Source organism: Oharaeibacter diazotrophicus, from assembly GCF_004362745.1.
Lineage (GTDB): Bacteria > Pseudomonadota > Alphaproteobacteria > Rhizobiales > Pleomorphomonadaceae > Oharaeibacter > Oharaeibacter diazotrophicus.
Genome location: NZ_SNXY01000006.1, coordinates 1,194,096 through 1,216,099 on the forward strand (window position 1 = coordinate 1,194,096; position 22,004 = coordinate 1,216,099).

Below are 22,004 nucleotides of genomic sequence, written 5' to 3' on the forward strand. Positions count from 1 at the left end.
CGGCCGGACCCCGGGTCCGGCGCACCGTCCGCCTCCCCGGACGCGACAAGGAGACACGAGACATGGCCCTCGCCACCCGAACCGGCTATTCGCCGATCCAGATCCTGCTGCACTGGCTGATCGCCGCCCTGGTGTTGTTCCAGCTCGTCTTCGGCGAGAGCATGGCCGAAGCCGTCGAGGCGGCCGAAGAGGGCCGCACGCTCGACGCCGGCGACCAGTTCATGGCGAGCGCGCACTACTGGGTCGGCATCGCGATCCTCGCGCTGGTCGCGCTGCGTCTCGTGGTCCGTCTCGGCACCGGCGCACCGGCGCCGATCGGCGAGGGCGTCATGGTCAAGGCGGCGACCGCCATGCACCACCTGTTCTACCTGCTGCTGGTCGCCGTGCCGGTCACCGGCCTGATGGGCTTCTACCTCGGCGATCCCTGGGGCGAGCTGCACCAGTTCTCCAAGCCGGTGTTCATCGTGCTGATCGTCCTGCACGCCGCCGGCGCCCTGTTCCACGCCTTCGTGCTGCGCGACGAGACGCTGAAGCGCATGCTGGTGCCGACGAAGAGCTGATCCGCCGTGGTGTCGTCCCGGCCGCTCCGGCCGGGACGATCGAGCCGCGTCAGCCCGTGCGCTCCGCGACGAACCGGACGCCGCCGCGGCTGCCGTCGGACCAAACCGCCGTGCCCTCGCAGCCGCAGCCGTCGTGGTCGAGCCGGACGGTGGTGCCGACGTCCTCCGGCCTGAGGCCGGCGACGCGTGCGCCGCTCGCCGAGAGATCTTCGACGATGGCGTTGCGGGTTCCGCCCGCGGCGGTCAGCTTGGCGAGCCGCGCAACCTTCCGCCGCTCGTGCCGGCGACGCTCCATGCCGGCGCGATCGCGCTCCAGTCCGTCGGCGAGGTCGGCGAGGCCGGCCAGCACGGCCCGGCTGGCCTCGTTGAGATCGGCGAGCGCGGCCAGCGCCTCGGCCGGCCGCTTCTCGGCGTGATGCGTGAGCGCGACCTTCGCCGCGGCGTGCACGCGGGCGTGTGGCTCGACCAGCGCGGCGAATGCCGGCAGACCGCGGATCTCCGGCTGCCGGATCTGGTCGTACCACTTGCCGAGCCGGCAGCCGTGGTGGTCGGGTACCTCGGCCGCCGCCCATTCGGCGCGGCCCATCAGCACGTCGACGACGCGCTTCTTGAACAGCACGTGGTCGATCTTGGCCATCTCGCACAGGGCGCGCGGCGAGCCCGCCTTGAACCAGCTGGTGGCCGACTTCGAGAAGCGGTCGTTGCTCTCGTGCAGCCCGCGCGCCATGCGCAAGAGCAACTGCTCGTTCTCGCTCGCCAGCGTCGCGCTTTCCGCGACGCGCGAGCCGATCTCCTCGCTGGCGACCTTCTGCTGGGCCAGCACGGCGGCGATGGCGTCCATTCGCCCGGTGACGGCGCCGACCGTGTCCGAGATGGCGGACACCGATTCGGTGACCTCGCCGATCGAGGCGCCGCCGGCGGCGACCGCCGCCTCCGAGCGCCCCATCGCCGCGCCCATGCCGGCGATCACGGCCTTCATCTCGGCGATCCGGCGCGCGATGCCCTCGGTGGCCGATCCGGTCTGGTTGGCGAGCGCCTTGACCTCCTGCGCCACCACCGCGAAGCCCTTGCCGGCCTCGCCGGCGCGGGCGGCCTCGATGGTGGCATTGAGGGCGAGCAGGTTGGTCTGGCGCGAGATGGCGTCGATCACCTGGAGCACGCCGGCGATCTGGTCGAAGGCCGACTCGAGTTCCGACGCGCGCGTTCGCGTCTCGGTGGTCGCCTCGGTGATGGCGAGCGTGGTCTCGCGCAGCCGCTCGACGGCGACGCGCGCCCGGTCCGAGGCGGTGTCGGCGCGGCGGGCCTCGTCGAGGGCGTCGGCGCTCGAGCGGGCGATCTCGTCGACACTCGCCACCATCTCGGCCACCGCCGAGGCGATCGACTGCGAGCCCTCGGTGGCACGGCGCGTGTTGCGGGCGAGATAGGCGATCTCGATCGCCACCTCGTTGACGTCGGCGACGGTGCCGGCGAGGTTGCGCAGGTTGGCGACGTCGCCCTCGTGCGACATCTCCTCGGCCCGGTCGGCGAGCGCGCGCCCGGCGACCACCTGGTGCACCGCGCCGACCGCCAGCGCATAGCGCCGCGACAGATCGGTCACCGCACCGACCCGGCCGGCGACGAACACGCCGCGCGTCAGCCGGCGGGTGTTGCAGATCATCGCCGCCTCGAGGGCGTCGAGCAGGATCGGCAGGTCGAGCCCATCGTCGACCAGCTTGGTCACTACGTCCTCGGCCGCGGTCTCGAACAGCGTCCGCACCGCCTCCCCGTAGGCGGCCGCGCGCGCCGGATCCATGCCGGCGGTGATCCGTTCGAGACGGACCTCGAGATCCGGGCAGGCCTGCGCCGCCCCCGTCGCCACCGGTCGAAGCTTCGTCAATGCCGACACCCGCGCCCTCCCTCGTTCCTCCGGCACCGTAGGCGGACACGGTAGGCGATCGGTTAATGTTCCGCGTGCATGGAACGGCGTTTTCATAAGGAGTTGCCGCCGCGGCGCGTCCGCGCGGCCGCCGTCGCGGCGCTTCTGCGCCCTTCTCGGCAGGTCCGCACCGTGCTACTCGATGGAGACGGGTGCGGGGAGCGCGGGATGCGCGAGGCGTCGACACGGCTGGTGCGGACATGGGCGGCGATCCTCGTCGCCTACGCCCTGCTGCTCGGCGCGCTGGCCCCCGCCTTCGCCGGCCCGGGCGCCGTCGCCCCGCCGGCCGGGGTGATCTGCGGCACGCTTCCCGCCGGCCCGGCCGACACGCCCGCCCCCGGCGGTGCCGACCACGGCAAGGTCTGCTGCATCCTCTGCACCGTCGCCGGCCCGCCGCTGCTGCCCGCCCCGATCGTCGTACCGGCACGCCGCGCGCCCGCCGTGCTGCCCCTCGTGATCCTGCCCTCGCGGGCGCCGATCGCGGCCGGTCCGCCGGCCGCCTCGCCCGGCCGTCCACGCGCACCTCCCGTCGCCGCCTGAACCCCGACCACGGCCGCGAGGCCGCGGTCGCGTCCGACGCCACGGCGACCCTCGTCGCCATCGCGGCGACCCTCGTCGCCACCACGCGTCCGTTCCGGATCGACCACATGACCACCGCCCTGCCCGCCGCCGTCGGCGCGGGACGCGGCGAGGCCCCGGCCGACAGCGGCGGCCCGCCCGCCGATCCCGTCGTCGCCCGCGCGCCCGGAGGCTCCCCGTGAGCCGCCGCGCCGGCGCCCCGAGGATCCCGGTCCGCCGGGGAGCGACGCCGCTCCTCGGCCGCATCCGTGCCGCCCGCGACCTCGCGGCGGCCGCGGCGATCCTCTACGCGCTGGTCGCCGTTCTCGTCGGCTTCGCCCACCGGCCGCTGGTGCTGCAGCCGCCGGAAGCCGTCGTCGCGGCCTTGCCGCTTCCGGACGGCACCGTGCCGCCGATCTGCGGCAAGGACGGCGCCGATCCCGCCGCCGACCACCACGCCGGCGCCGCGCTCTGCGACGCCTGCCTCGTCACCGCCGCACCGGGCCTGCCGGTCGCGGTGCCTGCCGTGCTGGCGATCGACACTGCCGCGGTCGACCTGCCGCCGCGGCGCCGCCGTGCGACCGCCGCCTCGCTCGCCACCGGCCCGCCGCCGGCCCGCGGCCCACCGTCCCCGTCCGTCGCGATCTGAACCGGTCCCGCTCCCCGAGCGGGTGCCCGATCGACCACGCGGAGCCCGCCCCGGCTCCCGGCACGGACAAAGCCCCATGTACCATTCCCGCCTGCTCGCCGCCGAGGACCGGCGCCCCCTCCCCATCGCCGTCCCGCCGCCCTCGCCCGGCACCCTCGACGACCTCGAACGCGCCACCGCGAACGACGTCGTCCTCGCCCGCGGCGATCACCTCTTCACCGCCGGCCAGACCGGCGGCGGCGCCTTCACGGTGCTGTCGGGTGCGCTGGTGCTCTGCCGCAGCCTGCCCGACGGCCGGCGCCAGATCGTCGACCTCGTCGGCCCCGGCCGGCTGGTCGGCCTCGCCGAGGGCGTGGTGCGCGCCTCGACCGCCACGGCGCTGGTGCGCACGCGGCTGCGGCCGCTGCGCCGGCCGAGCCCGGAGGCGATCGCCGCGGAACTCGCCACCTGCCTCGCGCGCCACCACGCCCACGCGGTGCTGCTCGGCCGCAAGACCGCGCTCGAGAAGGTCGCCTCGGCGCTGCTCGAGCTCGCGGCCCTGTTCGGCAGCCGCTGGCCCGAGGAGACGATCGACGGCCCGAGCTTCGTGCTGCCGATGACCCGGTCCGATCTCGGCGACTGGCTCGGCCTCGTGATCGAGACCGTCAGTCGCGCCCTCGGCGAGTTGCAGCGCCGCGGCCTCGTCGTGATCGAGCGCACCGACGTCGTCCATCTCGTCGACCCCGCCGGCCTCGCCGCCCTCAGCGGCGACCGCCTCGTGCGCCGCGCCGACCTCGCCTGACCCCCACCCCGTTCGACGGCGCCGCCGAACCGAACCCCGAAGGAGCGACCCCATGACCACGACCACCGCCGACCTCGGTCCACCCGTCCGCGAACGGACGGCCCGTTTCTACTTCGCCGCCTGGCGCTGGCACTTCTACGCCGGCCTCTACGTCGCGCCCTTCCTGATCATGCTGGCCGTCACCGGCCTGATCATGCTGTGGTCGTCGACCCTTTACGGCCGCAACGGCGAGAACACCCCCGTCGCCGTCGGCACCGCGACCGTATCCGTCCAGGCCCAGGCCGACGCGGCAGCCGCCGCGGTGCCGGGCGGCTCCGTGTCCACCTACATCGCGCCCAACGCGGCCGATCACGTCGCCGGTTTCCGGGTCGACGAGGGCGAGAACTCCTGGATCGTGCTGGTCGATCCCTATACCGGCGCCGTCGTCGACAGCACCCGCCGCAACGGCGGCTGGTACGACCTCGCCGACAAGATCCACGGCACCTTGCTGATCGGCACCGTCGGCGACCGCCTGATCGAGATCGCCGCCAGCTTCGGCATGGTCCTGATCGCGACCGGCATCTACCTGTGGTGGCCGCGCCAGGGTCGCGGTCTCGGCGCCGCGCTCCGTCCCGACCTCGCGGCCCGGCGCCGGCCGCTCTGGAAGAGCCTGCACCAGACCGTCGGCATCTGGACCGCCGTCATCCTGGCGCTGTTCCTGGTGTCGGGCCTGAGCTGGGCAGGCATCTGGGGCGAACGCTTCGTCCAGGCCTGGAGCACCTTCCCGGCCGAGAAGTGGGACGCGGTGCCGCTGTCCGACGCCACCCACGCCGCGATGAACCACGGCGGCGAGAAGGAGGTGCCGTGGGCGCTCGAACAGACGCCGATGCCGGCGTCGGGCTCGACGGCCGGTGCGCCCGGTGCCGACGCCGCGCCGACGCTCGAGGGCATCGTCGCCTGGGCCCGCGCCGCCGGCTTCGAGGTGCGGATGCAGGTGTCGCTGCCGGCCGGCGAGACCGGCGTCTGGACCGTCTCGCGCGACAGCATGAGCAAGGATTCGCACGATCCGACCTCGGACCGCACCGTCCACCTCGACCGTTACACCGGCAGGGTGCTCGCCGACGTCCGCTACGACGACTATTCGCTCGCCGGCAAGGCGATGGCGATCGGCATCCCGCTGCACGAGGGCGACATGGGCCTCGTCAACGCGCTGTTCAACACGGTGTTCTGCCTGTCGATCGTGTTCCTGTCGGTGTCCGGCGTGGTGATGTGGTGGCAGCGCCGCCCCAAGGGCGTCGCCCGTCTCGCCGCCCCGCCCGTGGCGGCCGACGTGCCGATGCCGAAGGGCGCGGTGCTGGTGATGCTGGCGGTGTCCTTCGCCTTCCCGCTCGCGGGCCTGACGCTGCTCGCCGTGCTGGCCCTCGACGTGCTGGTGGTCTCGCGCCTGCCGGCGCTCCGCGACGCCCTGTCCTGATCCGGTGGGCGAAGGCGCGGTCCCGGATCGGTCCGGGACCGCGCTTTCGCCTCACCCGCCGCAGCCGCCGCCCTCGGTCGAGCCGCAGCCGCATCCGCCCGCCGGGGCGGGCGCGGCGGCCCCGGCCGCGTCGGTCCGGCCGATCGCGACGCGCCACTCGTTGGGGCCGGCGCGCCGGTAGTCCCAGGTGAAGCGCCCGGGCAGGAGGGCGTGGAACTGGTGCAGGAGACCCAGCGGGTCGTGGTCGTTGACGAGTTCGAAGGCCTCTCCGGGCGCCAGTCCGTCGAACACGGCGAACACCGCGACGTGACGCTGCGGCCGCGACAGCGGACGGACGTCGAGGATCTTGATCTCGGCTTCGGCGGTGGACATTGGATCCGTTCTCCAGGGGTTGAAACCGCCCGTCCCTACCCTGCCCCGGGCCCGGAGAACGTTGTCGCCGCGCAAGCTCGCGGCACGCGCGGCCGGCCGGCGATCGGAATGGGCGCCGGCCGCCCCCTCGTTTCAGAGATCGGCCGCGCCGGCATTCAGCAGCTTGTAGGTGATCGAATCGATCAGCGCCTGGAACGAGGCGTCGATGATGTTCTCGCTGACGCCGACGGTGGACCAGCGCCGGTCGGTGGCGCGGTCGCGGCTCTCGATCAGCACGCGGGTGACGGCGCCGGTGCCGCCGTTGAGGATGCGAACCTTGTAGTCGACCAGTTCGAGCGTCTCGATCTCCGACTGGTAGCGGCCGAGGTCCTTGCGGAGCGCCTGGTCGAGCGCGTTGACCGGGCCGTTGCCCTCGGCGACCGACATCAGCGTCTCGCCGTCGATCTTCAGCTTCACCACCGCCTCGGACATCGTGACGATCTCGCCGCGGGCGTTGTAGCGGCGCTCGACCATGGTCCGGTAGGACTTCACCTCGAAGAAGGCCGGCACCGCGCCGAGATGGCGGCGGGCGAGCAGGTCGAACGAGGCGTCGGCGGCCTCGTAGGCGAAGCCCCGCGCCTCCCGCTCCTTGACCTCGCGCAAGAGGCCGTCGAGGCGGCGATCCTTCGGATCGTGCGGGATGGCTAGGCGCTCGAGTTCGGCGAGCAGGTTCGAGCGGCCCGCCTGATCCGACACCAGCACGCGGCGGCGGTTGCCGACGGTCTCGGGCGCGACGTGCTCGTAGGTGCGCGGGTCCTTCAGGATCGCCGAGGCGTGGATGCCGGCCTTGGTCGCGAAGGCCGAGGTGCCGACATAGGGCGCGTGGCGGGCCGGCGCGCGGTTCAACAGCTCGTCGAAGGCGCGCGAGACGTGCGTGAGCGTGCGCAGGCGCTCGTCGTCGACGCCGATCTCGAAGCGATCGGCCCATTCGGCCTTCAGCTTCAGCGTCGGGATCAGCGTGGTCAGGTTGGCGTTGCCGCAACGCTCGCCGATGCCGTTCAGCGTGCCCTGGATCTGGCGCACGCCGGCCGCCACCGCCGCCAGCGAATTGGCGACCGCCTGTCCGGTATCGTCGTGGGCGTGGATGCCGAGATGGGAGCCCGGCACCACCGCCGCGACCTCGCGCACGATCGCCGCGATCTCGTGCGGCATCGAGCCGCCGTTGGTGTCGCACAGCACCACCCAGCGCGCGCCGGCCTCGTGGGCGGTGCGGGCGCAGGCGAGCGCGTAGGCCGGATTGGCCTTGTAGCCGTCGAAGAAGTGCTCGCAGTCGACCATGACCTCGCGGCCGGCGGCGCGGGCCGCCTCGACCGACTGGGCGATGCCGGCAAGGTTCTCCTCGCCGGTCGTCTTCAGCGCCACCTCGACGTGGTAGTCCCAGGACTTCGCCACGAAGCAGACCGCGTCGGCCTCGGCCTGGAGCAGCGCGGCGACGCCAGGGTCGTTGGAGACCGAGACGCCCGGCCGCCGCGTCATGCCGAAGGCGGAGAAGCGCGCCCGGCGGGTGCGCTTCTCGGTGAAGAAGGCGTCGTCGGTCGGGTTGGCGCCGGGATAGCCGCCCTCGACGTAGTCGACGCCGAGGTCGTCCAGCATCCTGGCGACCAGGATCTTGTCCTCGACCGAGAAGTCGATGCCCGGCGTCTGCGCCCCGTCGCGCAAGGTGGTGTCGTAGAGGTGGATGCGTTCGCGGGCGGACATGGACGTCGAACTCTCGGAGGTCTGGCCGGCGGTCAGGGCTTGCCGGCGAAGCGGTCGGTGGCGGTGACGAGGCGGTTCAGGATGCCGGGCTCCGAGAAGGCGTGCCCGGCGGCCTCCACGATGTGGAATTCGGCCTCCGGCCACGCCTTGTGGAGGTCCCAGGCGTTCTGCAACGGCGTCGCCATATCATAGCGGCCGTGCACGATGACACCCGGAATCCCGCGCAGCTTGTGGGCGTCGCGCAGCAGCTGGTCGGGCTCGAGCCAGCCGTCGTGGACGAAATAGTGGTTCTCGATGCGCGCGAAGGCGACGGCGAAGTCGTCGGCGCCGAAGGCTGCGCTCATGGCGGCGTCCGGCAGCAGCGTCAGGGTCGAGCCCTCCCAGACCGACCACGCCTTGGCCGCCTCGAGGCGGACCGCCTGGTCGTCCGAGATCAGGCGGCGGCGGAAGGCGGCGACGAGGTCGCCGCGCTCGGCCTCGGGGATCGGCGCCTTGAAGGCCTCGTGCTTCTCCGGGTGCAGCCGCGAGGCGCCCTCCTGGTAGTACCAGGCGATTTCCCAGGGCCGGAGCAGGAAGATGCCGCGCAGCACCAGTTCCGAGACGTGCTCGGGGTGGGTCTCGGCATAAGCGAGCGCCAGGGTCGAGCCCCAGGAGCCGCCGAACACCAGCCACTTGTCGAAGCCCATCAGGACGCGCAGGCGCTCGATGTCGGCGACGAGGTCCCAGGTGGTGTTGGCCTCGAGGCTCGCGTGCGGCGTCGAGCGGCCGCAGCCGCGCTGGTCGAACAGCACGACGTCGTAGAGCGCCGGATCGAAGGCGCGGCGCTGCAGCGGGTTGCAGCCGCCGCCCGGGCCGCCGTGCAGGAACACCGCCGGCTTGGCGCCGCGGGTGCCGCAACGCTCCCAGTAGATGGTGTGGCCGTCGCCGACGTCGAGCATGCCGCTCTCGAAGGGCTCGATCGGGGGATAGAAGCCGCGCAGGTCGCTCATGACGGTTCGGACTCCGGGGGCCAGACGGCCGTGTCGTGGTCGGGATGTTGGAAAGAGACGATGTCGCCGAGGAAGCTCGCCTCGACGGCGGTGGATTCGGTGGTCCGGGCGCGCAGCGCCGGCACGGCGTCGGCATAGGGCAGCTTGGCTTCGGTGCCGAACTGCATGCGAGGCGGGATTCGTGCCGGTTCGTCGAAGGCCCCGATGGCGAGCGCCGGGTACTCCGCGTCCGGCTCGTAGGTCAGCGGGGTGCCGCAAGTGGCGCAGAAGCCGCGCGCCACGTGGTTGGACGAGCGGAAGAGCGTGCGCTCGCCGCGCGTCCAGGTCAGCTTGTCCGGATGGACCTGGACCAGCGGGGCGTAGAAGCCGCCGAAGGCCTTCTGGCACATCCGGCAATGGCAGATCGAGGCGAGCCCAAGCCCGCCGTCCGCGACGGCGAAGCGCACGGCCCCGCACTGGCAGCCACCGGTGAGACGGGTCATGACGGGGAGCCTCCCGTGGGATTGGGGCGGAGGTCGGGGGGAACGTCCGGGTCGATCTCCGAAACGACGGCCGGCTTCAGGTCGTAACGGTCGGCGACGGCCTCGAGGGCGGCCACCGCGTCGACGTTGACGCCCCACTCGCCGACGAGCCGGGCAAAGGCGCGCGTGGTCATCAGCGTGACCGGATACTCCGATTCCATGAACAGCGAGACGACTTTGCGGTCCTCGTAGAGCACGATCGCACCGGTGGTTTCCTCCGGACGCCAACGGTCGACGAACTCGCGGACCGCCAGCTCGCCGGAGTTGCGCAGGGCCGCCTTCAGCGCGGCGTCCTCCTCGGGCGTGCGCGGGCGCCCGCGCAGGGCGGCGATGCCCGCGCCGGTCACCGTCACGGCGTGGAAGATCGCCGGCCCCATCGACCGCACCCAATCGGCGACGACGTCCGCATAGGGCTTGCCCGGATCGCCGTAGACCTCGTCCGCGACGCGGTCGACCAGCACGATCCGCCGGTTGAGACCGCGCAGGCTGTCGAGCAGGCCCGCCGCCGCGAGCCGGATCAACGGTCCGGCGTCGGCGACGACGATCGGCTCACGGCTGCCCGGAGACATCACCGCTTCACCTCCCACGTCGTCACCGGCTCGCCGGTCGCCGGGTCCTTGCCGTCCTTCAGAACCACGCCGAGGGCGGCGAGTTCGTCGCGCAGGCGGTCGGATTCCTTGAAGTCGCGCGCCTTGCGGGCGGCGAGGCGGGCGGTGACGAGCGCCTCCACCGCGCCGGTGTCGACGGCGGCGGCGGGCCGGCGGGCGGCCCAGGCGGCGGGGGTGTCGGCGAGGAAGCCGAGCAGACGCAGCGAACCGGCGAGCGCGGCCGGATCCGAGCGCAGCCCGTGCAGTTCGGCGACGACGCGCGCGGTGTTGAGGTCGTCGGCAAGCGCCTCGAGCACGCAGGCGTCGGGCGCGCCCGGCTCGACCGCGCCGGCGATCGCGTACCAGTCGTCGAGCGTGCGCCAGGCCTCCTCCAGCGCCTTGACCGTGAAGTCGATCGGCTGGCGGTAATGGGTCTTCAGCATGGCGAGGCGCAGCACCTCGCCCGGCCAGTCGTCGAGCAGCTCGCGGATGGTGAAGAAGTTGCCGAGCGACTTCGACATCTTCTCCCCCTCGACCTGGAGGAAGCCGTTGTGCATCCAGACGTTGGCCATGCGCTCGGTGCCGAGGGCGCAGCAGGTCTGGGCGATCTCGTTCTCGTGGTGCGGGAACACGAGGTCGATACCGCCGCCGTGGATGTCGAACACGTTCCGCGTCGGGTCCGCGCAGGTGAAGCCGCCGCCGAAGGGGCGGATCAGCTCGGCGTAGGCCATCGCGGAGCACTCGATGTGCCAGCCCGGCCGGCCGCGTCCCCAGAGACTGTCCCAGCCCGGCTCGTCGGCCGACGACGGCTTCCACAGCACGAAATCCATCGGGTCGCGCTTGTAGGGCGCGACGTCGACGCGGGCGCCGGCGATCATGTCGTCGAGCGAGCGGCGCGACAGCCGGCCGTAGGCCGGCATCGACGGCACGTGGAACAGCACGTGGCCCTCGGCGGCGTAGGCGTGGCCGCGCGCGATCAGGCTCTCGATCAGCTCGATCATCTCGGCGACGTGCAGCGTCGCGCGCGGGGTGGCGCTCGGCTTCAGGCAGAGGAGATCGGCGACGTCGGCCTCGAACTGGCTATAGGTCTTCGTGGTCAGGTCGAAGATCGCCTCGACCGGCGGCACGCCAGGATAGTCGCGGGCGGCGCGGGCGTTGATCTTGTCGTCGACGTCGGTGACGTTGCGGACGTAGCGTACGTGCTCGACGCCGTAGAGATGGCGCAGCAGGCGGTACAGCACGTCGAACACGATCACCGGCCGGGCGTTGCCGATGTGGGCGAAGTCGTAGACCGTCGGCCCGCAGACGTACATCCGGACGTTGGCCGGATCGATCGGGACGAAGTCCTCCTTCGCCCGCGTCAGCGTGTTGTAGAGCTTCAGCGTCACTTGCCCTCTCCCGTCGGACGCACCCCGAGGATCGCACACGGCGGCCGTGCCGGCCGGCCATGGGTCCTGTCTTCCCGTGCGATCGATGAGGTCAGACGGTGACGGCCGCGGCCGGCTTCAGCGCTCAGCCACGAATGATACAAGCCGCGATGATGAACGCGCGATCGCGCGGAACCGTCGTCATGGCGAAAGCTATCGCGCCGCCGGCGCCTCCCCGTCAAGGGATTTGCGTCGGCGGCAGGCGGGCGTGTCGCCCGACGGACCGTCAGTCCGGCGCGCGCGCCGCGGCGGCGGCGCGGAAGGCGTCGAGTTCGGCGGGATCGACGTCGCCGACGGCGTAGTGGACGAGGCCACCCTGCTCCCAGCGGACGACGTTGTAGCCCTCCTCCCGGAAGGCCGCGTCGCCCGCGGCCGGCGCGTCGGCCGGCCAGACGAACAGGTTGATGACGTGTCCGTGTCGGCGGTAGACGATCGCGGCGACCGTGCGGTGGCCGACGTAGTCCACCCGCCCGCCCACCAGCGGAAAGCCGCGGTCGGCGAGGTCGACGACGGGCGGCGAGAACGCCACCTTGCCGGCGAACCAGGGCTTGACCGTGTGGCGATCCGAGGTCGGGACGTCGGTGAGGTGGTCGACCTGCAGCGAGCGGACGTGGGCGGCGACGAGGTCGTCGACGAGGCCGGACGGCGCGTGCAGCGGCGCCAGGACGAGGACGCCGGCGACCACGGCCGCGGCCGCCGGCAGGCCGAGTGCGAACCGAGCGAGGCCGGCGACGTGCCCCGCGAACCCGTCGCCGCGTCGCACCGGTGCGGATCCGCGCGCCTCGTGCCGCAGCGCCTCGTGCCGCAGCGCCGCGGCCACTCGCTGCCGGAACGCCGGCGAGGCCGTTTGGCGGACACCCGGCGCCGCGAGGCGGGTCCGCAGCGCCCGCAGATCCCCGAGATGCGCGGCACAGGCCGGGCAGGACCGGACGTGGGCATCGCAGGCGGCGGCGTCGGCGGCGTCGAGTTCGCCGTCGACGTGGGCGCCGAGCAGTTCGTCGTGGCCGGGACAGACGTGGTGGGTGCGCATGGTCAAACCTCGCGCTTCGGCCGGGCGCCGGCCCACAGCACTTGAAAGGCGGCGCGGGCGCGGGCGAGACGCGACATCACCGTGCCGATCGGCACCGCCAGGACCTCGGCGATCTCCCGGTAGGAAAGGTCCTCGACGTCGCGCAGGACCAGGACCTCGCGCTGGCGGAGCGGCAGTGCCTCGAGGGTGCGGCGTACGGCCGTCGCCTCGTCGCGGCGCAGCAGCGTCGCCTCCGGATCGTCGGGCGCCGCGACGTCGACCGCCTCCTCGTCGAGCGGGGCGGGATCGAAGACGACGCCGGCGGCGCGATTGTGCGCGCGCCAGTCGAAGTGGCAATTGCGGACGATGGCGAGCAGCCAGGCGCGGGCGTTGACGCCGCGCCAGCCGTCGAAGGCGCGGAAGGCGCGGATCACCGCCTCCTGGGCGACGTCCTCGGCGGCGACGGCGTCGCGGCAGAGGTAGCGCGCGAGGTCGTGGGCGGCGTCGAGATGCGGCAGCACGGTCCGCTCGAACGCCTCCAGCCGCGCGTCGGAGCGGTCGGCCCCGGCGGCCGTGGGTCTCGCCGGCGCGGCGCGCCCACGGATGTCGAGGGCACGGACGGTCAGCGCGACGAGGAATCCGAGCACGCCGCCGGAACGGGCCGGCCGCGACGGATGCGACAGCTGGAGAACGGACATGGGTGGCGGATCCCTGTGCGCGCCCGGGCCGGACGGCGTGCGCCGCCCGGCCCGTCGCAGTCAATCGGCGGCGTGGACGACGACCTTTCCGGTCATGTGCGGGTGCAGCGAGCAGAAATAGGCGAACTCGCCGGCGCTCTCGAAGGTGTGGCTGAAGCTGTCATCCGTATCGAGCGGCTTCGACTTGAAGGTCTTGCCGGTCTCGACGACCGTGTGCGGGATGTCGTCGCCGTTCGTCCACGTCACCGTGGTGCCGACGGCGACGTCGAGCACGGCCGGCTCGAAGGTGAAGTTGGCGATCGTCACCGTCGCCGCGGGTCCGGCGGCCGCCGCCGGCAGGACCGGACCGGCGACGGCCGCGAGGACGACGGCGAGCGCGGCGAGATGCCGGCCGCGGCGGGAGACGGCCGCGGACGCGGCCTCGGACAGGGTCATGGCGGAACTCTTCGGTAGCGGGGGCGTGGCGGGCGGCGGCCGTCGCGACGAGGCCGCCGGCCGGGCGGATCAGCCGGCGAGCGGCCTGTCGACGATGGCGAGCGGGGCGTCGCCGCGGACGAAGTCGACGGTGGCGATGCCGAGATACTTGCGCAGTTCGCCGGCCGGCACCTTCATCGGCCCGGCCGATGGCGCGGTGCCCGGCGCCGGCTGCGGGAAGGCGGTCGAGCGGGCGGTGTGGAAGGCGACGTTGCCCTCGACCTTCTGCATCACCTGGTGGATGTGGCCGTTCAGCACGGTCACCGACCCGAAGCGCCGCAGCATCGACAGCGCCTGCGCGCCGTCCGAGGTGCCCCAGCCCCACTCGGGATAGACGGTCCAGAGCGGGATGTGGGCGAACACCACGATCGGCGTTTCGGACGACAGACCGGCGACGTCCTTGGCCAGCCATTCGAGCTGCTCGGCGCCGAGGTTGCCGAGACCGCCCGCCTGCAGGTTCACCACGTTCACGAGTCCGACGTAGTGGACGCCTCCGAAGTCGAAGCTGTACCAGCCGGCGCCCCGGGCCTTGCCGCCGAACCGGCGCAGGTAGGACTTGCCGGGTTCCTCGTCGAGCAGGTCGTGTTCGCCGGGCACGTAGAACACCGGCAGTCCGGCTTCCTGGATGAGCTTCTCGGCATCGTCGAACTCCTCGTCGCGGGAGAGGTGGCTGATGTCGCCGGTGTGGATGACGAAGGCGGGCTTCTCCGGCAGCGCCTTGATGCGGGCGACGGCCTCCTTCAGCGTGCCGAGGGCGTCGGGGTTGGCCGGCTTGGAAAAGCCGACGTGGCTGTCGCTGATCTGCAGGAAGGTGAAGGGCTTCGCCGCGGGCGTCGCCGCCGCGGCGCTCGACATCAGCGCCGCCTGCGGCAGGCCGCCGGCGACCGACCACAACAGGCCCGTGCCGGCCCAGGTCATGCATTCGAGGAAGCCGCGGCGGTCGATGCCGTCCGCGTCGGGCCGCGGGGCGTCGTCGTCTCTCATCGTCGGGATCTCCATCTGGCCGGGGGCGCCGGTGTCCCGCACCCCTCGCAGCGATCCAGACCGCCCGGGGCGGCGACCTATTCCACCGCCCCGCACGATTTCTTCCCGCGCCCGTCAGACGCCGGCACGCAGCCCGCGCAGCACGTCCATGAACGCGGTCGGCTCGGGTCGGCGGGTGTAATCGGGGTCGGTCTCGGCGTAGGCGATGCGGCCGTCGGCGGCGATCACGAAACGGGCCGGCATCGGCAGCGTCCAGCTCGGCTCGCCGTTGACCTTGGGCAGGTCGACGCCGAAGCCCTGGTAGAGCGCGATCAGCTCGTCCGCGAGGCGGAAGCGCAGGCCGAACAGGGCGGCCACCGCGTTGCCGGCGTCGTGCAGCACGGGGAAGTCGAGCCCGAGGTCGCGGCGGGTCTTTGCACCGTTGGTGGTCGACTGCGGCGAGATCGCCACCAACGTGGCGCCGAGCGCGGCGATCTCCCGCGTCAGGGCGCCGAGTTCGCGCAGGTCGATGTTGCAGTAGGGGCACCAGATGCCGCGATAGAAGGTCACGACCAAGGGGCCGCGGGCGAGGAGGTGGGCGGACGAGAGCTCCACGCCCTCCGAGTCCGGCAGGGTGAAGGTCGGCGCCAGGGCGCCGGGTCGGAGCACGCCGTCGAGGATACCCGAGGCGGCGAGATCGGCGGTGGCGCGGCGCATGACCCCGAGCGCGTCAGCGGGGGCCTTGGTCTCGAAGTCTGTGCGGTAGGCGTCGAGCTTGTCCTGGAGCGTCATCTCTTCCCTCCGGTCGCGGGTCTGCGACAGCGGACGGAGACGTGGGCTCGGCCGTGGCACGGCGGTAGCGCAAGGGCGTGAACAGGATCTATACGTGGAGCGCATGAACGACCGGCTCGCCACCCTCCAGCTATTCGTCACCGTCGCGCGCGCCGGCAGTTTCTCGGCGGCGGCGCGCGAGGTCGGGCTGTCGCAACCGTCGGTGTCGCGGGCGGTGGCCGCGCTCGAGGCCGCGGTCGGCACGGCGCTGTTCGCGCGCACGACGCGATCACTCGGCCTCACCGACGCCGGGCGCATATACTTGGAGCGGGTCGAGCGGATCCTCGCCGACCTCGACGAGGCCGGCCATCTGGCGCGCGGCACCGGCGAACTCCGCGGCACGCTCAAGGTCGCCCTGCCCGCCACCTTCGGCACCCGCGAGATCGTGCCGCTGCTGCCCGCGTTCCTCGCCGGCCACGACGGCCTGACCGTCGACCTCGCGCTGTCGGACACCCGGGCCGACCTCGCGGCCGAGGGCGTCGACGTCGCGCTGCGGCTGGGTCCGCTGGGGGATTCCACGCTGATCGCACGGCGGATCGCCGCGGCCGAGCGGATCGTGGTCGCCGCGCCCGCGCATCTAAGGCGGGCCGGCGTGCCGGCCACGCCCGCGGCCCTCGCCGACCACCCGCTGATCGCCGGTCCGGGCGCCGGGCAGGCACCGGTTTGGACCTTCGTCCGCGGCGCCGAGAGCGTCGCGGTGCGCTGGAGCGGCCGGATCCGCGTCGACGCCAACGACGCCGCCACCGCGGCGGCCGTCGCCGGTCTCGGCGTCGCGGTGATGTCGGCCTGGGGCTGCCGCCGCGAGATCGAGGACGGCCGGCTGGTCCGCGTCCTCTCCGACTGGACGCTCGGCGAGGTGCCGCTGAGCGCCCTGTTCCCCGCCGGCCGCGCCACCGCCGCCGCGCGCGCCTTCGTCGACTTCCTGGTTGCCCGCTTCGCCGGCACGACCCGGCGCGACGCCGTCACGCGATGACGTCGTGGACGTCAGGGGCGCACAGGCGCACGAGACGGTCGCGGTGGTCGGCCACCACGGCGTCGGCCTCGGCGGCCGATCCGGCGCGCTGCGGCAGCACCACGGTCGAGACCGATCCGAAGCCGGGCGCCCTGAGCAGGGCGCGGTGGATCGGCCCGACGACGGCGTCGACCGGCGCGAACGGGGCGTGGGCGGCGTCGTGACGGCTGCGGCCGCCGAGGGCGACGCAGAGGCCGCGCTTCAGCCGCGGTGCGCCTCCCGCCGCCGGCCGGCGGGCGGGCTCGACCCCGCCGAGGAAGCGGTCGACCCAGTGGCGGACGCCCGCCGGCAGGCCCAGCCACCAGACCGGGAACTGCAGCACCAGGACGTCGCAGGCCGCGATCAGCCGGCGTTCGCGCAGCACGTCGGAGCCGACCGGTTCGCGGACTTCGGCGCAGTGCTTCTCGCCGGTCGCCCAGCCGAAGACGTCGGAGACTTCGACGACGTGGCCGGCGGCGCGCAGCGCCGCGACCCCGGCCTCCACGAGCACGAGCCCGAAATCCTCGGGCTCGCCGTGGGCGTGGACGTAGTGGACGCGCACCGCCGCCTCCGTCAGAGTCCGAGTTCGTCGAGGCCGGGATGATCGGCCGGGCGCGGCCCGAGCGGCCAGTGGAACAGCCGCTCGCTCTCGAGGATCGGCACGTCGTTGATCGAGGCCTCGCGGCGGCGCATCAGGCCGGAAGCGTCGAAGGCCCACATCTCGTTGCCGTGGCTGCGGTGCCAGGACCCGGCCGGCGAGCGCCACTCGTAGACGAAGCGCACGCCGATGCGGTCGCCGTCGAAGGCCCAGAGCCCCTTGATCAGGCGATAGTCGAGTTCGCCCAACCACTTGCGGCGCAGGAAGGCGGCGACCGCCTCGCGGCCGACCAGGAACTCGGAGCGGTTCCGCCAGCGGGTGTCCACGGTGTAAGCGAGCGCGACCCGGTCGGGGTCGCGGCCGTTCCAGGCGTCCTCGGCGGTGCGGACCTTGCGGATCGCGGCCTCGCGGTCGAAGGGCGGCAGCGGCGGGCGGGTCTCGGGGGCGGGCGCGGTCGGCACGGGCGGATCTCCTTCAGCGGTCGAAGCGGTTGGCGGCGCGGAGGACGGCGTTCTCCTCCTCCAGCGCGCGGATGCGGTCCTGCAGGCCGTGGACGGCGGCGAGCACCTTGTCGGCGCCGATCTTGCGGGGGATGAACTTCGGGCAGTTGACGTCGAGCGCCTCGATGCGGAACTCGAGCACGCGCAGGAGGCCGGGATCGTCCCCCTCGGGGCCGAGGGCTGCACGCAGTTCGGGTGTCGGCTCGCGCATCGCCGCCTCGCCCCAGATCTTCACCCGGCGCAGGTTCTCGTAGTCGATCAGGAACAGGAACGCCTTGGCGTTGTCGCGCAGGTTTCCGGTGGTGACGTACTGCCGGTTGCCCTCGCGGTCGGCGATCAACAGGCGGTCGGGCGCGGCGACGCGGATGAATCCGGCCGGACCGCCGCGGTGCTGCACGTAGGGCCGGCCGTCGGCGTTGACGGTGGCGAGGAAGGCGGTGTCGACGGTGCCGACGAAGGCCGCGGTGGCCTCGTCGAGGGCGGTGCGGAAGCCGCCGGCGGCCTCGTAGCGCGCATACTGGCGGCGGGAGCCGTAGCGCTCCTGCTCGGCGCGGACCGAGGGGGTGAAGGCGACGACGCAGGACTGGTCGAGCATGGCGGGGCTCCTGGTTGGCGGCGCCGGCCCCCCGGGGAGGACGAGGGGCCGGCGTCGTCCCTGTCACGCCGCGGCGGCGGTGCCGGTGCGCACGACCGGGAAGTCGATCTCGGTGTCGGCGACGTGGTTGAGGTAGTTGGTGAAGATGTTGAGGGCGACGTGGCCCACCACCTCCACGAGGGCGGCGTCGTCGAGCCCGGCGGCCCGGGCGGCCACGACGTCGGCCGCGGTCACCCGGCCGCGCGTCTCGACCAGACGGCCGGCGAAGGCGAGCGTGGCCGCGAGGCGCGGATCGGTGGCCTCGCCGCGGCGGGCGGCCTCGACGTCGGTGCCCGACAGGCCGGCGGCACGGCCGAGGTAGGTGTGCGCCGACAGGCAGTAGTCGCAGGCGTTGGTCTCGGCGACCGCCAGGGCCACCGCCTCGCGGGTGCGCGGCGACAGCGTGCCGCCGGCGAGCGAGCCGGACAGGCCGAGCAGGCCCTCGAGCGCGGCCGGCGCGTGGGCGGCGACGCGGAACAGGTTGGGGACGACGCCGAGCTTCTTCTTCACGGCCTGGAGCAGGTCGCCGGCCTTGCCGGTGGCGGAGGCCGGGTCGACGGCGGGAATGCGGGTCATGGTGTCTGGATCTCCTGTGGTGGCCCGGTGGGCCGCGACGGGAAGATGGGCCGCGACGGCTTTTCGTGGAACGGCTATAATCGGAAAGTCAGTTTTGCAGGGATCGGTGAAATGGATCGGCTCGACGCCATGCGCGCCTTCGTGCTCACGGTCGACGAGGGCGGGTTGTCCGCGGCGGCGCGGCGGCTCCGACGCTCGCCGGCCGCGGTGACGCGCGCCGTGGCCGTGCTCGAGGAGGAGGTCGGCACCCGCCTCCTGCTGCGCACGACCCGCAGCGTCCACCTCACCGAGGCCGGCGAGCGCTATCTGGAGAGCTGCCGGCGCATCCTCGCCGACTGGGATTCCGCCCTGGCGCTGGCGGCGGGCGAACGCGCGGCGGCGCGCGGCAAGCTGTTCGTGACCGCGCCGGTGGTGTTCGGGCGGCTGCACGTCCGCCCGGTGATCGACGCCTTCCTCGACGCCGAACCCGAGGTGCGCGCCCAGCTGCAGCTGGTCGACCGCGTCGTCGACCTCGTCGACGAGGGCGTCGACGCGGCGATCCGGATCGGTCATCTCCCCGACTCCACGCTGGTGGCGACACGTCTCGGCGCGGTCGGCCGCGTCGTCTGCGCGGCGCCGTCGTTGCTGGCGCGGTTGCCGCCGATCCGGGAACCGGCCGATCTCTCGGCGGCGCCCTGCATCTCGTTCGGCCCGGCCGCCGCCGGCTGGTCCTTCGCCGGTCCGACCCGGCAGGGCGTGCGCGTGCCGGTGACGCCGCGGCTCGACGTCAACGGCGCCGAGGCGGCATTGGATTCCGCCATCGCCGGCCACGGCGTCACCCGCGTGCTCAGCTATCAGGCCGCAGCGGCCTTCGCCGACGGCCGGCTCGTGCGCCTCCTGCCCGAGCACGAGCCGGAGCCGCTGCCGGTGCACCTCGTCTACGCCGGCGCGCGGCTGGCCGCGGCCAAGCTGCGCGCCTTCGTCGACTTCGCGGTGCCGCGCCTGCGCGACCCGGCGATCTACCGGTTCTGACGCCGGAAGACCGGGAGCTTGCGCGCCGTCAGGCCCGGATGTCGGCGATCCAGCCGAGACCCGGCACTGCGGCGCCCTGGGTCTCCGCGACGGGCTCGACGCGGTGGTGGTCCTTCGGCGGCTTGCCCTTCAGCGCGTCGGCCTCGTCGATCTGCTGCTGCTTGACGGGGTCGGCGTGCGGGTTGCGCGGGTCCTTGCCCTGGCGTGCGAGCCGCTCGTCGCAGCCCGACTGGCAGACGTAGCCGTTGATGATCTTCATCGCGGGATCTCCGACGCCGGCCCGCACGGGGGACGCGTATCCCCCGTGGACGGCGCCGGCATCAGTTGGTCGCGGCAGCCGCGCGAATGTTACGCGCGAGGATGTCGGTCACCTTGGCCGCGTCGACGCCGTGCGGCACGATGGTCGCGAAGCTGCCGTCGGGCTTCATCAGGAAGGCGAGCGTGCCGTGGTCGACGATGTAGGCGCCGGCGACGTCGCGGAGGTGCTCGGCCTCCGGATTGTCGAGCGAGACCTTGCGGCGGTGGACGCGATAGGCCGCGGCGACCTTGCGCACCTGCGCCTCGCTGCCGGTGAGGCCGACCGTGCCGGGCCGGAAGCCCTGCAACCATTCGGCGAGAACGGCGGGCGTGTCACGAGCGGGATCGACCGTCACGAAGACGGAGACGACCTTGTCGGCGTCGGCGCCGAGGCCTTCGATCGCCTCGCCCTGGACCGCGAGGTCGATCGGGCAGACGTCGACGCAACGGGTATAGCCGAAGTAGATCAGCATGAACCGGCCGTGGAAGTCGCGGTCGGTCACGGTGCGCCCGGTCTGGTCGACCAGTTCGAACGGACCGCCGAAGCGGCCGGCGAGCGGGTCGTCGGCCGGCGCCGTTTCGGCAGTGGCATCATGGTGTTCGCCGGCGCCGTGGGCGGCGGCGGGAACGGTGCCGGCGACGAGCGCCAGCAGCGGCAGGGCGAGGATCGCGGCCCTCACGGCTGCGGCTCCAGGCCCTTGATGCCGAACACGCCGTCGGCGGCGATCACCGCCTTGACGGCCGGGTCGGCGCGGAACCACTCGTCGGCCTTGCCATGCGCGGCCTCCCACGCCTTGCCGAAGGCCTCGGCGGACCGGAATTCCGTATCGCCCGGAGCCTTCAACTTCTGCACGAACAGGAGATGCATGCGCGGGCTCTCGATCACCAGCCCGTCGACCTCGACCTCCTTGCCGCAATAGGGCGCGAGGTCGGCGACGGCGCCGGCGAACAGGGTGTTGCCCTTGGCCGCCGGATAGAGCCGGCCGTTCCCGTCGACGAGGCCGAGCTGGTGCCGGCCGGCGCCGCAGTCCGGTGCACAGGTCCCGCCGATCTCGCAGAGGAGATCGACCACCTTGCCCTTCAGCACGACGGCCTTCTCGCCCTCGATGCCCCAGAGATCGGCGGCCCGCGCCGCCGGGGACGCCGCGAGCACCGCGAGGGCGGCGGCGGCGATCGTCAAGCTTCGCACGGCCATGACTCACTCCCCGAACGGAACGACGCCGTACTCGGCCTCGGTCAGGTTGACGATGCCCTTGTCGTCGGCGACGGCGTCGACGAGCAGGTATTTCACGCCGTCGCGTTCGACGAGTTCGCCGTCGACCGAGACCTCGTGCGACTGGATCTTCACGATCTTCGGATTGGCGACGCTGAGATCGTCGTCGCCGACCTTGAGGACGAGATAGGTGTTGTCGTCCTTGTCCTTGATGCTGACCGGAATACCGCCGACCGCGCACCAGACGGCGCACTGGTGGTGGGCGGTGCCGTAGGCGAACATGATCCCGGTGACCGAACACCAGGTGTCGATCAATTCGCCCTCGACCTTGACGCGCTCGGCCGCGTGGACGTCGACCGAGAGTGCCGACAACATGATCGGCACGGACAGGACCGCTCGACGGAGCATCGCTCCCTCCATGACTTTGAACGCCGCGAAGCTGCCACGGAACACTGGCGCAGCGGTATCAACTGGGAGCGAATACTTGGGTCTCGTCAATCAATCTATTTTCAGTTTGCATCGTGCAGCGACCGTGCTACGCGGGCACGAGTGCGCCCGCTGCCGCTTCGGGCGCCACCGCCGTCCCGCATCCGTCGGGGTGGACGAGCGTCCCGAGTCGCCGTCCCCACGCCACGCCGTCGCCACGGCCGAGCCGGCGCC

Annotated in this window: 27 protein-coding genes; 7 read left to right on the top strand and 20 right to left on the bottom strand. The window is 72.8% G+C overall.

Annotated elements, in window-relative coordinates; all coding sequences use genetic code 11:
- The first annotated feature begins 62 nt into the window (after positions 1-62).
- Positions 63-560, top strand: a complete 498-nt coding sequence (locus EDD54_RS05620) for a cytochrome b (protein ID WP_126535778.1) — start codon at positions 63-65, stop codon at positions 558-560.
- A 49-nt stretch (positions 561-609) separates the two neighbouring features.
- On the opposite strand, the gene EDD54_RS05625 is transcribed toward EDD54_RS05620, so the two are convergent.
- Positions 610-2,445: a methyl-accepting chemotaxis protein gene (locus EDD54_RS05625; RefSeq protein ID WP_126535776.1), complete on the bottom strand. Its 1,836-nt coding sequence runs from the start codon at positions 2,443-2,445 to the stop codon at positions 610-612.
- 198 nt (positions 2,446-2,643) lie between these two features.
- On the opposite strand from EDD54_RS05625, the gene EDD54_RS05630 reads away from it, so the two are divergent.
- The 4 genes from EDD54_RS05630 (at position 2,644) to EDD54_RS05645 (ending at position 5,916) form a co-directional block, all read left to right on the top strand.
- Complete coding sequence (locus EDD54_RS05630; protein ID WP_126535774.1) at positions 2,644-3,015, top strand: hypothetical protein; 372 nt, start codon at positions 2,644-2,646, stop codon at positions 3,013-3,015.
- A gap of 217 nt (positions 3,016-3,232) precedes the next feature.
- Positions 3,233-3,682 carry a hypothetical protein gene (locus tag EDD54_RS05635; RefSeq protein WP_126535772.1) on the top strand — a complete coding sequence of 150 codons (450 nt, stop codon included), beginning with the start codon at positions 3,233-3,235 and terminating at the stop codon, positions 3,680-3,682.
- Positions 3,683-3,758: 76 nt separating this feature from the next.
- The gene (locus tag EDD54_RS05640; RefSeq protein WP_126535770.1) at positions 3,759-4,463 is read left to right on the top strand and encodes a Crp/Fnr family transcriptional regulator; all 705 of its coding nucleotides are present in this window, start codon (positions 3,759-3,761) and stop codon (positions 4,461-4,463) included.
- Positions 4,464-4,515: 52 nt separating this feature from the next.
- Positions 4,516-5,916, top strand: coding sequence for a PepSY-associated TM helix domain-containing protein (locus EDD54_RS05645; protein ID WP_126535768.1), 1,401 nt, complete (start codon positions 4,516-4,518; stop codon positions 5,914-5,916).
- Between the two features lie 51 nt (positions 5,917-5,967).
- On the opposite strand, the gene EDD54_RS05650 is transcribed toward EDD54_RS05645, so the two are convergent.
- The 11 genes from EDD54_RS05650 to EDD54_RS05700 all read right to left on the bottom strand — a co-directional run bounded on the left by EDD54_RS05650 (position 5,968) and on the right by EDD54_RS05700 (position 15,485).
- Complete coding sequence (locus EDD54_RS05650; RefSeq protein ID WP_126535766.1) at positions 5,968-6,288, bottom strand: DUF2249 domain-containing protein; 321 nt, start codon at positions 6,286-6,288, stop codon at positions 5,968-5,970.
- A gap of 132 nt (positions 6,289-6,420) precedes the next feature.
- On the bottom strand, positions 6,421-8,025 hold the full coding sequence (gene cimA / locus EDD54_RS05655; protein WP_126535764.1) for a citramalate synthase: 1,605 nt from the start codon (positions 8,023-8,025) through the stop codon (positions 6,421-6,423).
- 32 nt (positions 8,026-8,057) lie between these two features.
- Positions 8,058-9,014: a prolyl aminopeptidase gene (gene pip, locus EDD54_RS05660; protein ID WP_126535762.1), complete on the bottom strand. Its 957-nt coding sequence runs from the start codon at positions 9,012-9,014 to the stop codon at positions 8,058-8,060.
- A complete protein-coding gene (locus tag EDD54_RS05665) occupies positions 9,011-9,496 on the bottom strand; it encodes a GFA family protein (protein WP_126535760.1) in 486 nt (161 codons plus the stop codon). The genes pip and EDD54_RS05665 overlap by 4 nt, the downstream gene beginning before the upstream one ends.
- Entirely contained in the window at positions 9,493-10,104 is a 612-nt protein-coding gene (locus tag EDD54_RS05670; RefSeq protein WP_126535758.1) for a hypothetical protein, read from the bottom strand. The genes EDD54_RS05665 and EDD54_RS05670 overlap by 4 nt, the downstream gene beginning before the upstream one ends.
- The gene (gene cysS / locus EDD54_RS05675) at positions 10,104-11,510 is read right to left on the bottom strand and encodes a cysteine--tRNA ligase (protein WP_126535756.1); all 1,407 of its coding nucleotides are present in this window, start codon (positions 11,508-11,510) and stop codon (positions 10,104-10,106) included. Before cysS ends, EDD54_RS05670 begins: the two co-directional genes overlap by 1 nt.
- 265 nt (positions 11,511-11,775) lie before the next feature.
- Positions 11,776-12,579 carry an anti-sigma factor family protein gene (locus EDD54_RS05680; RefSeq protein ID WP_126535754.1) on the bottom strand — a complete coding sequence of 268 codons (804 nt, stop codon included), beginning with the start codon at positions 12,577-12,579 and terminating at the stop codon, positions 11,776-11,778.
- A 2-nt stretch (positions 12,580-12,581) separates the two neighbouring features.
- Positions 12,582-13,256: a sigma-70 family RNA polymerase sigma factor gene (locus tag EDD54_RS05685; protein WP_126535752.1), complete on the bottom strand. Its 675-nt coding sequence runs from the start codon at positions 13,254-13,256 to the stop codon at positions 12,582-12,584.
- A gap of 60 nt (positions 13,257-13,316) precedes the next feature.
- On the bottom strand, positions 13,317-13,691 hold the full coding sequence (locus EDD54_RS05690; RefSeq protein WP_126535750.1) for a cupredoxin domain-containing protein: 375 nt from the start codon (positions 13,689-13,691) through the stop codon (positions 13,317-13,319).
- Between the two features lie 69 nt (positions 13,692-13,760).
- A complete protein-coding gene (locus tag EDD54_RS05695) occupies positions 13,761-14,714 on the bottom strand; it encodes a metallophosphoesterase family protein (protein WP_126535748.1) in 954 nt (317 codons plus the stop codon).
- Between the two features lie 114 nt (positions 14,715-14,828).
- Positions 14,829-15,485: a peroxiredoxin-like family protein gene (locus EDD54_RS05700; RefSeq protein ID WP_126535746.1), complete on the bottom strand. Its 657-nt coding sequence runs from the start codon at positions 15,483-15,485 to the stop codon at positions 14,829-14,831.
- A 103-nt stretch (positions 15,486-15,588) separates the two neighbouring features.
- Between EDD54_RS05700 and EDD54_RS05705 the strand changes: the two genes are divergently transcribed.
- Positions 15,589-16,497: a LysR family transcriptional regulator gene (locus EDD54_RS05705; protein WP_133673976.1), complete on the top strand. Its 909-nt coding sequence runs from the start codon at positions 15,589-15,591 to the stop codon at positions 16,495-16,497.
- Here the strand turns inward: EDD54_RS05705 and EDD54_RS05710 are convergent.
- The 4 genes from EDD54_RS05710 to EDD54_RS05725 form a co-directional block, all read right to left on the bottom strand.
- Positions 16,487-17,077: an NAD(P)H-dependent oxidoreductase gene (locus EDD54_RS05710; RefSeq protein ID WP_166653433.1), complete on the bottom strand. Its 591-nt coding sequence runs from the start codon at positions 17,075-17,077 to the stop codon at positions 16,487-16,489. The genes EDD54_RS05705 and EDD54_RS05710 overlap by 11 nt on opposite strands.
- A gap of 11 nt (positions 17,078-17,088) precedes the next feature.
- Complete coding sequence (locus EDD54_RS05715; protein WP_126535742.1) at positions 17,089-17,574, bottom strand: nuclear transport factor 2 family protein; 486 nt, start codon at positions 17,572-17,574, stop codon at positions 17,089-17,091.
- 13 nt (positions 17,575-17,587) lie between these two features.
- Complete coding sequence (locus EDD54_RS05720; protein ID WP_126535740.1) at positions 17,588-18,208, bottom strand: pyridoxamine 5'-phosphate oxidase family protein; 621 nt, start codon at positions 18,206-18,208, stop codon at positions 17,588-17,590.
- 63 nt (positions 18,209-18,271) lie between these two features.
- Entirely contained in the window at positions 18,272-18,823 is a 552-nt protein-coding gene (locus EDD54_RS05725; RefSeq protein WP_126535738.1) for a carboxymuconolactone decarboxylase family protein, read from the bottom strand.
- Between the two features lie 111 nt (positions 18,824-18,934).
- On the opposite strand from EDD54_RS05725, the gene EDD54_RS05730 reads away from it, so the two are divergent.
- Positions 18,935-19,834, top strand: a complete 900-nt coding sequence (locus EDD54_RS05730) for a LysR family transcriptional regulator (protein ID WP_126535736.1) — start codon at positions 18,935-18,937, stop codon at positions 19,832-19,834.
- A gap of 28 nt (positions 19,835-19,862) precedes the next feature.
- Here EDD54_RS05730 and EDD54_RS05735 read toward each other — a convergent pair whose 3' ends face one another.
- The 4 genes from EDD54_RS05735 to EDD54_RS22870 all read right to left on the bottom strand — a co-directional run bounded on the left by EDD54_RS05735 (position 19,863) and on the right by EDD54_RS22870 (position 21,752).
- Positions 19,863-20,093, bottom strand: coding sequence for a hypothetical protein (locus EDD54_RS05735; protein WP_126535734.1), 231 nt, complete (start codon positions 20,091-20,093; stop codon positions 19,863-19,865).
- Positions 20,094-20,154: 61 nt separating this feature from the next.
- Complete coding sequence (locus EDD54_RS22860; protein WP_165644647.1) at positions 20,155-20,811, bottom strand: SCO family protein; 657 nt, start codon at positions 20,809-20,811, stop codon at positions 20,155-20,157.
- On the bottom strand, positions 20,808-21,326 hold the full coding sequence (locus EDD54_RS22865) for a hypothetical protein (protein WP_165644648.1): 519 nt from the start codon (positions 21,324-21,326) through the stop codon (positions 20,808-20,810). Before EDD54_RS22865 ends, EDD54_RS22860 begins: the two co-directional genes overlap by 4 nt.
- A gap of 3 nt (positions 21,327-21,329) precedes the next feature.
- On the bottom strand, positions 21,330-21,752 hold the full coding sequence (locus EDD54_RS22870; protein ID WP_165644649.1) for a hypothetical protein: 423 nt from the start codon (positions 21,750-21,752) through the stop codon (positions 21,330-21,332).
- Positions 21,753-22,004 lie beyond the last annotated feature (252 nt).